This is a genomic window from Mesorhizobium sp. WSM1293 (assembly GCF_000513875.1).
Classification (GTDB): Bacteria; Pseudomonadota; Alphaproteobacteria; order Rhizobiales; family Rhizobiaceae; genus Mesorhizobium; species Mesorhizobium ciceri.
Genome location: NZ_AZUV01000027.1, coordinates 1 through 13,241, shown reverse-complemented (window position 1 = coordinate 13,241; position 13,241 = coordinate 1). Strand labels below are relative to the sequence as shown.

Annotated in this window: 14 protein-coding genes; 8 read left to right on the top strand and 6 right to left on the bottom strand. The window is 63.7% G+C overall.

What is annotated here, in order from left to right; genetic code table 11:
- Positions 1 to 57 precede the first annotated feature (57 nt).
- From dapF to M729_RS0125590, 6 genes are all read left to right on the top strand, one after another.
- Positions 58 to 942, top strand: coding sequence for a diaminopimelate epimerase (gene dapF / locus M729_RS0125615; RefSeq protein WP_013528841.1), 885 nt, complete (start codon positions 58 to 60; stop codon positions 940 to 942).
- Positions 942 to 2,255: a tRNA (N(6)-L-threonylcarbamoyladenosine(37)-C(2))-methylthiotransferase MtaB gene (mtaB, locus tag M729_RS0125610; protein WP_027163282.1), complete on the top strand. Its 1,314-nt coding sequence runs from the start codon at positions 942 to 944 to the stop codon at positions 2,253 to 2,255. Before dapF ends, mtaB begins: the two co-directional genes overlap by 1 nt.
- Positions 2,256 to 2,267: 12 nt before the next feature.
- Positions 2,268 to 4,073 carry a signal recognition particle-docking protein FtsY gene (gene ftsY, locus M729_RS0125605; protein ID WP_027163281.1) on the top strand — a complete coding sequence of 602 codons (1,806 nt, stop codon included), beginning with the start codon at positions 2,268 to 2,270 and terminating at the stop codon, positions 4,071 to 4,073.
- A gap of 61 nt (positions 4,074 to 4,134) precedes the next feature.
- Positions 4,135 to 4,809, top strand: coding sequence for a septation protein A (locus M729_RS0125600; protein WP_013528838.1), 675 nt, complete (start codon positions 4,135 to 4,137; stop codon positions 4,807 to 4,809).
- Positions 4,810 to 4,834: 25 nt separating this feature from the next.
- Positions 4,835 to 5,455 carry a pyridoxamine 5'-phosphate oxidase family protein gene (locus M729_RS0125595; protein ID WP_024504968.1) on the top strand — a complete coding sequence of 207 codons (621 nt, stop codon included), beginning with the start codon at positions 4,835 to 4,837 and terminating at the stop codon, positions 5,453 to 5,455.
- 40 nt (positions 5,456 to 5,495) lie between these two features.
- Positions 5,496 to 6,026, top strand: a complete 531-nt coding sequence (locus M729_RS0125590; RefSeq protein ID WP_013528836.1) for an NADPH-dependent FMN reductase — start codon at positions 5,496 to 5,498, stop codon at positions 6,024 to 6,026.
- 205 nt (positions 6,027 to 6,231) lie between these two features.
- Here M729_RS0125590 and M729_RS0125585 read toward each other — a convergent pair whose 3' ends face one another.
- Both M729_RS0125585 and M729_RS0125580 read right to left on the bottom strand, forming a co-directional pair.
- Positions 6,232 to 6,438, bottom strand: coding sequence for a 4-oxalocrotonate tautomerase family protein (locus M729_RS0125585; protein WP_013528835.1), 207 nt, complete (start codon positions 6,436 to 6,438; stop codon positions 6,232 to 6,234).
- Positions 6,439 to 6,514: 76 nt separating this feature from the next.
- A complete protein-coding gene (locus tag M729_RS0125580; protein WP_013528834.1) occupies positions 6,515 to 7,435 on the bottom strand; it encodes an SMP-30/gluconolactonase/LRE family protein in 921 nt (306 codons plus the stop codon).
- 259 nt (positions 7,436 to 7,694) lie between these two features.
- Here M729_RS0125580 and M729_RS1000000137685 point away from each other — a divergent pair, with 259 nt between their 5' ends.
- Positions 7,695 to 7,862 carry a hypothetical protein gene (locus tag M729_RS1000000137685; RefSeq protein WP_013528833.1) on the top strand — a complete coding sequence of 56 codons (168 nt, stop codon included), beginning with the start codon at positions 7,695 to 7,697 and terminating at the stop codon, positions 7,860 to 7,862.
- A gap of 158 nt (positions 7,863 to 8,020) precedes the next feature.
- On the opposite strand, the gene M729_RS0125570 is transcribed toward M729_RS1000000137685, so the two are convergent.
- The 4 genes from M729_RS0125570 to ccmA all read right to left on the bottom strand — a co-directional run bounded on the left by M729_RS0125570 (position 8,021) and on the right by ccmA (position 10,201).
- Positions 8,021 to 8,596: a DsbE family thiol:disulfide interchange protein gene (locus M729_RS0125570; protein WP_013528832.1), complete on the bottom strand. Its 576-nt coding sequence runs from the start codon at positions 8,594 to 8,596 to the stop codon at positions 8,021 to 8,023.
- Positions 8,593 to 8,760 (bottom strand): heme exporter protein CcmD, encoded by a 168-nt coding sequence (ccmD, locus tag M729_RS0125565; protein WP_013528831.1) that lies wholly within the window; start codon positions 8,758 to 8,760, stop codon positions 8,593 to 8,595. Before ccmD ends, M729_RS0125570 begins: the two co-directional genes overlap by 4 nt.
- 123 nt (positions 8,761 to 8,883) lie before the next feature.
- Positions 8,884 to 9,549, bottom strand: a complete 666-nt coding sequence (gene ccmB, locus M729_RS0125560; protein ID WP_024504965.1) for a heme exporter protein CcmB — start codon at positions 9,547 to 9,549, stop codon at positions 8,884 to 8,886.
- A gap of 28 nt (positions 9,550 to 9,577) precedes the next feature.
- Positions 9,578 to 10,201, bottom strand: a complete 624-nt coding sequence (ccmA, locus tag M729_RS0125555; RefSeq protein ID WP_027163280.1) for a heme ABC exporter ATP-binding protein CcmA — start codon at positions 10,199 to 10,201, stop codon at positions 9,578 to 9,580.
- Positions 10,202 to 10,481: 280 nt separating this feature from the next.
- Between ccmA and acnA the strand changes: the two genes are divergently transcribed.
- Complete coding sequence (acnA, locus tag M729_RS0125550) at positions 10,482 to 13,172, top strand: aconitate hydratase AcnA (protein ID WP_013528828.1); 2,691 nt, start codon at positions 10,482 to 10,484, stop codon at positions 13,170 to 13,172.
- Positions 13,173 to 13,241: the final 69 nt, after the last annotated feature.

Genomic DNA, 13,241 nt, shown 5'->3' with positions numbered 1-13,241 from the left:
TAATTCCTGCCCGTTTCCGCCATATAGCGCCAAACGGACACGGAATTTTTCGGAGCAATGGCCAGCACTGCCCCTTTCGCCAAGATGAACGGCATCGGCAACGAGATCATCGTTGCCGATATGCGTGGCCGTGCCGATCGGGTGACGGCGGCGGCGGCGGTTGCGCTGAACGCCGATGCCGCGACCAGCTTCGACCAGATCATGGCGATCCATGACGCCAGGACGTCTGGCACCGCCTTTTTCATCGACATCCTGAATTCCGATGGAACCGGTGCGCAGGCCTGCGGCAATGGCATGCGCTGCGTCGTCCAGGCGCTCGCCGCCGAGACCGGCCAGAAGATCTTCACCTTCGAGACCGTGGCGGGCATCCTCAATGCGCGCGAACACGCCGACGGTTCGATCTCGGTCGACATGGGCACGCCGCGCTTCGGCTGGCAGGATATCCCGCTGGCCGAGGAATTCCGCGACACCCGCATGATCGAGCTGCAGATCGGCCCGATCGACGCCCCCGTGCTGCATTCACCCTCGGTCGTTTCGATGGGCAACCCGCACGCGATCTTCTGGGTCGACAACGACGTCTGGTCCTACGAGCTCGACCGCTTCGGTCCGCTGCTCGAGAACCACCCGATGTTCCCCGAGCGCGCCAACATAACCATCGCTCAGGTTACTTCGCCCGAAACCATGATCATCCGCACCTGGGAACGCGGCGCCGGCCTGACCAAGGCCTGCGGCTCGGCCTCCTGCGCGGCCGTGGTGGCCGCGGCCCGCACCAACCGGACCGGCCGCAGCGTCAGTCTGTTGACGCCAGGCGGCGGCACGCTGCATGTCGAATGGCGCGACGATGACCACGTGGTCCTGACCGGCGCCGCCGAATGGGAATTTTCCGGCAACTTCGACCCGTCGATCGGGACATGGGCCCGCGACACTGAAAGCGCGGCCTGATGTCCGCTCTGCCCAAGAGCCCGGTGTCCCCGGGGATCGATGTCGTCACCTTCGGCTGCCGGCTCAACACCTATGAATCGCAGGTGATGCGGCGCGAGGCTGAAAGTGCGGGCCTCGGCGCGTTGGAAGGTGGCGCCGTGATCTTCAACACCTGCGCCGTGACAGGCGAAGCAGTGCGCCAGGCCAAGCAGGCGATCCGCAAGGCGCGCCGCGACAACCCGCAGGCGCGCATCATCGTCACCGGCTGCGCCGCGCAGACCGAGCCTGAAAAATTCGCCGCCATGGACGAGGTCGATCTCGTGCTTGGCAATGAAGAGAAGCTGAACGCGAATTCCTACCGCGCGCTGCCGGATTTCGGCGTCAACGACACCGAGAAGGCGCGCGTCAACGACATTTTTTCCGTACGCGAGACCGCAGGTCACATGGTCGACGCCATCGAGGGCCGCGCACGCGCCTTCGTCCAGGTGCAGAACGGCTGCGACCACCGCTGCACCTTCTGCATCATTCCCTACGGCCGCGGCAATTCGCGCTCGGTGCCGATGGGCGCCGTGGTCGAGCAGGTCAAGCGGCTCGCCGGCAACGGCTATGCCGAGATCGTTCTGACCGGCGTCGACATGACTTCATTCGGCGCCGACCTGCCGGGCGCGCCGAAGCTCGGCAAACTGGTGAAGACCATCCTGAAACAGGTGCCCGATGTGAAGCGCCTGCGGCTGTCGTCGATCGATTCGATCGAGGCCGACGACGATTTGCTCGACGCCATCGCCACCGAGCCCCGGTTGATGCCGCATCTGCATCTTTCGCTGCAGTCGGGCGACGACATGATCCTGAAGCGGATGAAGCGAAGGCATCTGCGCGATCAGTCGATCCGCTTCTGCGAGGATGTGCGCAAGCTGCGCCCCGGTATCGTCTTTGGCGCCGACATCATCGCCGGCTTCCCGACCGAGACCGACGAAATGTTCGAGAACTCGGAGAAAATTGTCGAGGAGTGTGGCCTGACCCATCTCCACGTTTTCCCCTTCAGCCCACGCGAAGGCACGCCTGCCGCGCGCATGCCGCAGCTCCGCCGCGAGGTGGTCAAGCAGCGCGCCGCCCGGCTGCGCGCCGCCGGTGAAGTTGCCTATGTCAGGCATCTGTCGTTGCTCACCGGTACGCGTCAGTCGATCCTGATCGAGCGAGACGGCCTTGGCCGCACCGAGGGTTTTACGCTTGCCGCACTCGGCACGGGCGCACCGGGTGAGATCGTCGAGGCCAATATATCGGGCCACGATGGTACCAGGCTGATCGCGGCGCCGCTTGCCGCCCGCGCCGCCTGAGAAACGCAAAGCATGGCTGGTTTTTTCAAGAAGATATTTTCGTTCGGCAAGAAAGAGGTGGTCGAGGAACGGATCGACGAGACCGCCCCGCTACCGCCGATCAAATGGGAAGCACTCGATGCGCTGAAGCCGGCGGCCGAACAGGTCGTCCCGGAGTTCTTGAAGCGCGACGAGCCTCGGCCCGAGGCAGAAACGACGCCGACGGTCGAGCCGGAGGTAATTCCTGCGCCGGAACCGGCGCCTGTCGAGGAACCGGTGCCCGCGCCGGAGCCGACCATCCCGCCAGCACCGGAGCCGACTGTTCCCTCCGAGCCGGAACCTCTGCCGGAGCCCGCGCCGAAAGAAGAACCGGCGCCCGCGCCAGAGACTCCAGAGCCGCCGGCGCCCGAGGAAGTTCCGCTCACCCCTGCGACTCCCGAACCCACGCCCGAACGGCAGCCGCAAGAAGTCCCAGCGCCGGCGCCGGCCGAACCGGAGATCGTCCCGTCACGCCCGGAAAAGCGGCCGGAGCCGGCACCAGTCGAAGTGCCGACGCCGGCCGAGGTTCCGGCAGAAACACCAGCCCCGATCGAGGTGCCCACACCGGCGCCGTCCCCTCTTCAGCCGTCTTCAAAGGCCAGCGCCGCCCCTCATCCGCCTGCCGGCACCTTCTCCCCGTATAGCGACGGGGAGAAGGAAGAAGTTTCGGCGCCGACGCCCGAAGCACCCGCCGCCGAAATCGCACCTCCCATTCGCCAGCCTGCGCCGATCGAATCGCAGCCGGTCATTGCGGAAATTGCGCCCGAGCCGCAGCCTCTTCCACCACCCGCGCCGGAGCCGAAAGCCGCCCCCGGCAAGGTGACCGTCACCAAGAAGGTCGAGCAGAAGGCCGAGCCGCAAAAGGCGCCGGAGCCGGCACCGAGGCGCTCCTGGTTCCAGCGCATGAAGGACGGGCTTGCCCGCTCGTCCAAGGAACTGACCGGCAACATTGCCGGCGTCTTCACCAAGCGCAAGCTGGATGAAGAGACTTTGCAGGACCTGGAGGATGTGCTGATCCGCGCCGATCTCGGCATGGAGACGGCCTTGCGCGTTACCGACGCGCTGGCCGCCAGCCGCTACGGCAAGGACGTTTCCGACACCGAGGTCCGCGCCATCATGGCGGCCGAGGTGGAAAAAGTGCTGACCCATGTCGCCATGCCGCTGGAGCTCGACCTCTCGCACAAGCCGCATGTCATCTTGGTGGTTGGCGTCAACGGCACCGGCAAGACCACCACCATCGGCAAGCTCGCCGCCAAGCTGACCGATGGTGGCCTGTCGGTCATGCTCGCCGCCGGCGACACGTTCCGCGCGGCAGCCATCGAGCAGCTGAAGATCTGGGGCGAGCGGACGAAATCGCCGGTCATCGCCTCCAAGCTCGGCGCCGATGCCGCCGGCCTTGCCTATGATGCGTTCGAGCGGGCGAAAGAGGCCGGCTCCGACGTGCTGATCATCGACACCGCCGGCCGTCTGCAGAACAAGACCGAACTGATGGCCGAGCTCGAAAAGATCGTCCGCGTGCTCGGCAAGCTCGATCCGGAAGCGCCGCACACCGTGCTGCAGACGGTCGACGCCACCACCGGCCAGAACGCGCTCAACCAGGTCGAGATCTTCCGCAATATCGCCGGCGTCAACGGCCTGGTGATGACCAAGCTGGACGGCACGGCGCGCGGCGGTATTCTGGTGGCGATCGCGGCAAAGCACAAATTGCCGGTCTATTTCATCGGCGTCGGCGAACAGGTCGACGACCTCGAACCTTTCTCGGCAAGCGAATTCGCCAGGGCGATCGCTGGAGTAGCTTAACAAGCATGTCCCAAAAAGGTGCAGACTTTTTGGATCAGATCATGCGCAAGAAAGAGATTCCATGAACCCACCCATTCTCGAACGCGATCCGTCGGACCCGCAGAAGCAGAAGAAGGAAGGCGTCAATCCGCTGCTCAAGCTGGTGCTGGAGCTGGGTCCGTTGATGGTGTTCTTCTTCGCCAATGCGCGCAGCGGATGGCTGGTGCAGAAATTCCCTGTTCTGGCCGAGTTCGGCGGGCCGATCTTCGTCGCCACCGGCCTGTTCATGGCCGCCACGGCAATCGCGCTGATCGCCTCGTGGCTGCTCACCCGCACCTTGCCGATCATGCCGATGGTGTCGGGCGTCGTCGTCTTCATTTTCGGCGCGCTGACGCTCTATCTGCAGGACGACATCTTCATCAAGATGAAGCCCACCATCGTCAACACGCTGTTCGGCGGGGTGCTGCTCGGCGGCCTGTACTTCGGCAAGTCGCTGCTTGGCTATGTCTTCGATTCAGCCTTCAGCCTCGACGCTGAAGGCTGGCGCAAGCTGACCTTCCGCTGGGGCCTGTTCTTCCTGTTCCTGGCCATCGTCAATGAGGTGGTGTGGCGCAATTTTTCCACCGACGCCTGGGTTACTTTCAAGGTCTGGGGCATCATGCCGATCACGCTTCTGTTCACCTTCAGCCAGATGCCGCTGATCCTGCGCCATTCGCTGGACGACAAGACCGGCAAAGAAGAGAAGGCCGGGAAATAGAGCCTGCAAATAAGGGGAAAGGGCCATGGAATTCGTCACCACGCGCGACCAGTTGAGGACGATCTACAAGACGCCACGGCCGACCGACGGTTCTATCCGCAAGGAGCTGAAAAAACTTGACGGCCATTGCCGCTCCTTCATCGGCAAGAGCCCATTCGTGCTGATTGGCTCGTCCGACGGTGCCGGCAATGCCGACGTGACGCCGAAGGGCGACAAACCGGGCTTTGCCACCGTTCTGGACGACACCACCATCGCCATTCCCGACCGGCCCGGCAACAACCGGCTCGACACGCTGGAAAACATCCTCGTCAATCCCTCGGTCGGGCTGCTCTTCCTCATCCCCGGCATGAACGAGACGCTGCGCGTCAACGGCGATGCCCGCATCACCGTCGACGCAAATTTGCGCGAACGGCTCGCCGTCGACGGCAGGGAGCCGCAAAGCGTTGTCGTGGTCAGCGTCAAGGCGGCCTACATGCACTGCGCAAAAGCCTTCATGCGCTCGGATTTGTGGAAGCCGGAAACCTGGTACGACCGCGCGACGCTGCCGACGCTCGGCCAGATCATGCGCGATCAGCTGGCGGTTGCCGATTCCGCCGAGGCGACCGACCGCTGGCTCGACGAGGAATACAAGAAGACGATGTGGTAGTTTTTGCGGACGCGATTCGCGTCTGGACCGATTCCATACCTTGCTGAACATCCTTGCCATTTCCGGCAGCCTGCGCGCGGCCTCCACAAATTCGGCGCTGATCGCCGCACTGGCGCGCGAAGCGCCGTCCGGCTGCCGCGTCACCGTCCATGACGGGCTTGGCCGTTTGCCGATCTTCAATCCCGACGATGAAGGCGAGCGGACGCCGCTCGAAGCCTCCAAGCTGATCCATGCCGTCAGTCGAGCCGACGGCCTGATCGTCTCCTGTCCGGAATATGCCCATGGCGTGCCGGGCGGGCTGAAGAACGCGCTCGACTGGCTGGTCTCGCGCGATGCCGCCGTCGCCAAGCCCGCCATGCTGGTACACGCCTCGCCGCGCTCGCTGTTCGCCCGCGCCGCATTGGCCGAGATCATGCGCACCATGTCGTTCGCGCTTTACGACGATGTGCTGGAGATCGCCCTGCTCGGCAGGAAGCCGCCGGAGGTGGCGGGCATCCTGGCGGCGCCGGCGAACCGGCAGGCGATGCATGATGCACTGAATGCCTTCGCGGAGTTTATCCGCTCGCGTTGAGCGGCGGCCTCTCTTCCTTCTCCCCTTGTGGGGTCTGAAGGACGGGGCGAGACCCGTGGCTCGCCCCAGGGTGGTGGCCTCGCGAAGCGAGGTCGGATGAGGGTGTTCCAGCTTGGCACCGACGGCAATCCGTCACCCACCCCTCAACCGTCTCGGCGCTGCGCGCCGATCCACCTCCCACAAGGGGAGAAGGAAAGATCGCGCACTACCCCTTTCGCAGCGTCTCCACATCGGTCTTCCCCACGTACCAATCGCGGGCGTTGACCTCTTCAAAAACCACCCAGACATCGTCGTTACTCAGCCCGGTGGCGTCCATGATGGCCGCGGTGACCTTCTTGGCGATATCCGCCTTCTTGCCCGCCGGATCGGCGGCGATCACTTCCTTGACGATGCGGATGTTGACGAATGGCATTTCTTGTCCTCCCGGGGATGTTCGTGCTCACGACCCGCTTCGATGAAACCGTCGAACGGTCGCCAGTGTTCAACTCTCAGTATGTCTTGGCGCCGTTGACCATCAGCCGCACCATGTAGAGCGACGTGGTGCCGGCGATGTAGAGGCAATTCAGCTTGTTGCCGCCGAACACGCAATTGGCGGTGACTTCCGGCACCTTGACCTTGCCGATCAGCGTGCCGTCCGGATCGTAGCAATGGATGCCATCGGCGGCACTGGTCCAGATACGGCCGTCCTCGTCGAGCCTGAAGCCGTCGAACAGGCCGGCGGTGCAGTCGGCGAAGACTTTTTCGCCGGAGACTTTCTTGCCGCCCTTGCCGACATTGAACACCCGCATATGCGCCGGATTCTGCGCGCCATGCGTGCGGCCGGTATCGACGACATAAAGCTTGCTCTCGTCCAGCGAGAAGGCGAGGCCGTTGGGCCTGACCATGTCGGTGATGACGGCTTCGACCTCGCCGGTGCCGGGATCGACCCGGTAGACGTGGCAGGCGCCGATTTCGCTCTCAGCCCTGTCGCCCTCATAATCCGTATCGATGCCGTAGCTTGGATCGGTGAACCAGATGGAACCGTCGGATTTCACCACCGCGTCGTTGGGCGAATTCAGCCGCTTGCCTTTCCATTTGGCCGCGATCGTGGTGACCGAGCCGTCGAACTCGGTGCGGCTGACGCGGCGGCCCGAATGCTCGCAGGTGATCAGCCGGCCCTGCCGGTCGACGGTGTTGCCGTTCGAGTTGCCGGACGGCTGCCGGAAGACGCTGACATTGCCGTCGGTCTCGTCATAACGCAGCATGCGATTGTTGGGGATGTCGGACCAGACGACATAGCGGCCGGCGGCGAACCAGGCCGGCCCCTCCGCCCACTGGCATCCGGTGAATAGCTTCTCGACCTGCGCGTTGCCGTTGAACAGGCGCGCGAAGCGCGGATCGAGAATTTCATAATAGTCTGCGGCCGCCATGCTTTCCTCCCGGCATCAATGACAGGGATCAAGCCAGCCGGAGGGACAGAAGGCAATGTGGGTACGCACAGTGTCCCACAAAAGATCGCTTGCCGGCTCTGCGCATGACGTTAGCGCCGCATTAACCGGCTATGCGTCCAGCGCAATGGTGCATTGCAACATCTTCTTTTTGCAATGCACCATTACTATGTCATGCTTCGTATCGATCAAGGGAGGAAGAAACCGCCGCCGAAATGCGGCGCCAAAAAGGAACCTTGCTATGATCCTCGACAGTCTCATGACCCGCGCTCGCAACAGCATTGCCAAGCGCAAGCACTACAACCGCCTTGTCGCCGAAATCGACAGCTTTTCCAGCCGCGATCTGGCCGACATGCGCGCCGACCGCTCGGAAATGCTCTACCAGATCCACAAGCAGATCTACGGCTGATCTCAAGCCCGATAAGACGCGCCGCCAAGGTGCGTTGAGATTCAGGTCAGGCCGAGTCGAAAACGGTGGTTTCCGAGAACCGGAGCGGAGCGTACTTTTGGTACGCGAGCACCGGACGCGCAGGAAGCCGCTGTTTGCAGGCCGGCATCACCTGAATATCAACGCGCCGCCAGTGCCTTGTCGATCTGCGGCAACAGCAACGCCTGCACCGTCTCGGGCGTCAGCGGGCCGACATGTTTGTAGGCGATCTTGCCGTCCTTGCCGATGACGAAAGTTTCCGGCACGCCGTAGACGCCCCAGTCGATCGCCGCGCGGCCCGCTTCGTCGACCCCTATCGCCTGGAACGGATTGCCGAGATCGCCGAGGAACCGGCGTGCGTTTTCGGGCCGGTCCTTGTAGTTCAGCGCTGCCATGGTGAAACGCTTATCCTGCGACAACGCCAGAAGCACCGGGTGCTCTTCGCGGCATGGCGCGCACCACGACGCGAAGACGTTGACCAATGTGACCTTGCCGGCGAAGGTTTTCGAATCGAGCCCCGGCAGGTTTGAGCCCTCCAGCGCCGGCAGGCTGGTTTGCGGCGCAGGCAGACCGATCAGGGCCGACGGCACTTCCGAAGCATCGCGCCCCGACAGCAGCTGCGACAGGAACAGTCCGGCCAGGCCGAGGAAGATCAGCAGCGGCAGAAGCACGAACAGGCGACGACTGGGCGGCGGCGTTTCCGTTTCGGTGCTCATGGCTTGGCGACCTTGTCGGAGCGACGCCTCACGCCGGACGCCTCCAGTTCGGCAAGCTCACGCTTGCGCGCCCGCTGGTCGAGCAGGATCCAGCCGATCAATCCGGCCAGCACCACGGCAGTGATGCCATAGGCGGCGGTCACGTAGAGTGCATGCGCACTCATGCGGCAGGTCCCGCTGAAGTGGGGCCTTCCAAGCCGATCATGTCGCCCAGTCTAGACATGCTTTTCCTTAGCCTCGCTCCGTCGGCTTCGCAATCGGTCGCCGAGCCGCAGTCATACGCTGCGTCAATCCGTGCCATGGCGCAGCGCCAGCGCCGCCGAGACAGGACCCAGCACGCCAAGAAACAGGGTCAGCGCGGCAAGAATGAGGAAGGGCTGCAGAAACGGGTCGGGATTGGCGGTCGCCCCATAGCTTGCCGAAACGCCGAAGATCAGCACCGGGATGGTCAGTGGCAGCACCAGCACCGAGATCAGCAGCCCGCCACGCGGCAGCGCCACCGCCACCGCCGCACCGGCGGCGCCGATGAACGTGATGGCCGGCGTGCCGACCAGCAGCGTCAGCGCCGTGGCGCCGATGCCGAGCGGCTCCATGTTCATGAACAGGCCGAGCAAGGGAGCCGCAATGACCAGCGGCAGCACGCTGCCCGCCCAATGCGCCAGGCATTTCACCAGCACCGTCAAGGCCAGCATGTGGCGATCGTTGCCGAGCACCAGGAGATCGAGCGAACCGTCCTCGCGATCGGCCTGGAACAACCGGTCGAGCCCGAGCAGGCAGGACAAAAGCGCGCCGATCCACAGGATGGCCGGTCCGATGCGGGCCAGCAGCTTCAGGTCCGGCCCGACCCCGAACGGGATGGTGACGATGACGGCGAGGAAGAAGATGACCCCGGTCAGCGCTCCGCCGCCGGCACGAATGTTGAGGCGGATGTCGCGCAGGAAGAGCGCTAGCATGGTTTGAGATGCTTTCGCCCAGACACCATCAACCGGCTTCCCCCATCCTCAACTCGATCCCCTCGATCCCGAGCGGCAGATGCGTCGCCGCGACAATCATCCCGCCATCCGCGCAATGCCTCGCCATCAACCCCGCAAACCGCGCCTCCGCCGCCTTGTCCAGCCCCGCCGTCGGCTCGTCCAGCAGCCACAATGGCCGGTGGCTGACCAAAAGCCTGGCGATCGCCGCGCGGCGCCGCTGCCCGGTCGATAGATAGCCGAACGGCAGGTGGCCGATGCCGCCGAGCCCGACCGTTTCCAGCGCCTCTTCGACGCCGAGCTGTCCGTCGCCATGGAAGTCTCGCCAAAGGCGCAAATTCTCCGCCACGCTGAGCGCCGGCTTCATTGCGTTCTGGTGGCCGAGATAGTGACAGGCCGAGGCGACAGACGGAAACGCTTCGCCCCCGTCTTCAACCTTCATGACGCCCTCAATCCTCACGCTGCCTTCCGCCGCCGGCAGCAGCCCGGCGATGATCCGCAGCAAGGTCGACTTGCCCGATCCGTTCGGCCCGGTGACGATAAGCGCCTGACACTCCTCCAAGGCAAAGCCGATGCCAGAAAACACCGCGTCGCCGCCTCGCTCGCCGCCCAGATTTTCGGCGATCAGCCGCATTCCTCGCCTGCCCTGAAACCATGTGTCGCGGCCGCTGCCGCATCGCACAAAATTGCTTTCCAACTGTCTAGAACTATTCCAGAAAATTCTCTATATGCGGTGCATCCGTGCCAGCGGTCGGCACGGGAACAGAATTAGCGCCGAACCAGCGCACGCGCCGCCTTGAACGGCTCGGGTTGCTTGGGAACGGACAGCGGAAATGGCCGTACCCGCACCTTTGCGCGTGATTGCATGCCATCGGCGTCCGTTCCCTTTCAGGCTGAACAGACAAGGATCGCACGTGTCAAAATCTCTCGACAGTTTCAATTGCCGCCGCACGCTGACCGCAGGCGGCGCTGAATATGCCTATTTCGATCTCATCGAGGCCGAAAAGAACGGCCTTACCGGCATCTCGCAACTGCCCTATTCGATGAAGGTGCTGCTGGAAAACCTGCTGCGCAACGAAGACGGCCGCTCCGTCACCAAGGAATCGATCCAGGCGGTGGCCGGCTGGCTGACCGATAAGGGCACCGCCGGCGTCGAGATCGCCTATCGCCCGGCCCGCGTGCTGATGCAGGATTTCACCGGCGTTCCGGCCGTGGTCGACCTTGCCGCAATGCGCGACGCCATGGCTTCGCTCGGGGGCGATCCGCAGAAGATCAACCCGCTGGTGCCGGTCGACCTCGTCATCGACCATTCCGTCATCGTCGACGAATTCGGCACGCCGATGGCCTTCGCCCGCAATGTCGAGCTGGAATATGAGCGCAACGAAGAGCGCTACAAATTCCTGAAATGGGGCCAGCAGGCGTTCCGCAACTTCCGCGTCGTGCCGCCCGGCACCGGCATCTGCCATCAGGTCAACCTCGAATATCTCGGCCAGGTGGTGTGGACCAACACCGAGGACGGCGAAACCACAGCCTATCCCGACACCTGCGTCGGCACCGATTCGCACACCACCATGATCAACGGCCTGGGCGTGCTCGGCTGGGGCGTCGGCGGCATCGAGGCCGAGGCGGCCATGCTCGGCCAGCCGGTCTCCATGCTGCTGCCGGAAGTCATCGGCTTCCGTCTCACCGGCAAGCTGAAAGAGGGCGTCACCGCCACCGACCTCGTGCTCACCGTCACCCAGATGCTGCGCAAGAAGGGGGTCGTCGGCAAGTTCGTCGAGTTCTTCGGCCCGGGCCTCTCCAACATGACGCTGGCCGACCGCGCCACCATCGGCAACATGGCCCCCGAATATGGCGCCACCTGCGGTTTCTTCCCAGTCGACTCGGAAACCATCCGCTATCTCACAATGTCCGGCCGCAGCGAGGACCGCATCGCGCTGGTCGAGGCCTACGCCAAGGCGCAGGGCCTGTGGCGTGAAACCGGCTCGGCCGACCCTGTCTTCACTGATCTGCTCGAGCTCGAACTTGGTTCCGTCGTGCCGTCGATGGCCGGCCCCAAGCGGCCTGAAGGCCGCGTCGCCCTGGAAGGCATTCCGGAAGGCTTCGCCAAGGCGATGGAGACCGAATACAAGAAGGCGGCCGAAATCTCCAAGCGCTATGCCGTCGAAGGCACCGACCATGATCTCGGTCACGGCGATGTCGTCATTGCCGCCATCACCTCCTGCACCAACACCTCGAACCCGAGCGTGCTGATCGGCGCCGGTCTTTTGGCCCGCAATGCCAACCGGCTCGGTTTGAAGCAGAAGCCGTGGGTGAAGACCTCGCTGGCTCCCGGCAGCCAGGTGGTCGCCGAATATCTGGAGAAATCCGGCCTGCAGAAGGAGCTCGACCAGATCGGCTTCAACCTGGTCGGCTTCGGCTGCACCACCTGTATCGGCAATTCCGGCCCGCTGCCGGCGCCGATCTCCAAAACCATCAACGACAAGGGCCTGATCGCCGCCGCGGTCCTGTCAGGCAATCGCAACTTCGAAGGCCGTGTCTCGCCTGACGTGCAGGCCAACTATCTGGCCTCGCCGCCGCTGGTCGTCGCGCACGCGCTGGCCGGAACTGTCACCAAGGACCTCACGACAGAGCCGCTCGGCGAGGACAAGAACGGCGAGCCGGTCTACCTCAAGGACATCTGGCCGAGCTCGGCCGAAATCCAGGAGTTCATCGAGAAGAACGTCACCCGCGAGCTGTTCGCCCGCAAATATGCCGACGTCTTCAAGGGCGACGAGTACTGGCAGAACGTCAAGGCGCCGGAAGGCCAGACCTATGCCTGGGACGACAACTCGACCTATGTGCAGAACCCGCCCTATTTCGCCGGCATGACATCAGGTTTCGGCAAGATCGGCGACATCAAGGGCGCCCGCGTGCTCGGCCTGTTCGGCGACAAGATCACCACCGATCACATCTCGCCGGCCGGATCGATCAAGGCAGCGTCGCCGGCCGGAAAATATCTCACCGACCACGGCGTCGGTGTCGCCGACTTCAACCAGTACGGCACACGGCGCGGCAATCACGAGGTGATGATGCGCGGCACCTTCGCCAACATCCGCATCCGCAACCACATGCTGGGCGAGAACGGCCGCGAGGGCGGCTACACCATTCACTACCCGTCGAAGGAAGAGGAATCGATCTACGACGCGGCGATGGAGTACAAAAGGGAAGGCGTGCCGCTGGTCGTCTTCGCCGGCGTCGAATACGGCAACGGCTCGTCGCGCGACTGGGCGGCCAAGGGAACCAATCTGCTCGGTGTCCGCGCGGTCATCGCCCAGTCTTTCGAGCGCATCCATCGCTCGAACCTGGTCGGCATGGGCGTCATCCCCTTCGTCTTCGAGGAAGGCACCTCATGGGCATCGCTCAACCTCAAGGGAGACGAGCTGGTCGAGATCGACGGGCTGAGCACCATCAAGCCGCGCCAGACGATGATCGCCAAAATCACCTATGGCGACGGCACGGTGAAGAACGTGCCGATCATCTGCCGCATCGATACGCTGGATGAGCTCGACTACTTCAAGAACGGCGGCATCCTGCAATACGTGCTGCGCGATCTGGCAGCTTAGTAAGGGAGTAGGGGAGTAGGGGAGTAGGGAAGTAGGGAAGTAGGGAAGTAGGGAAGTAGGGAAGTAGGG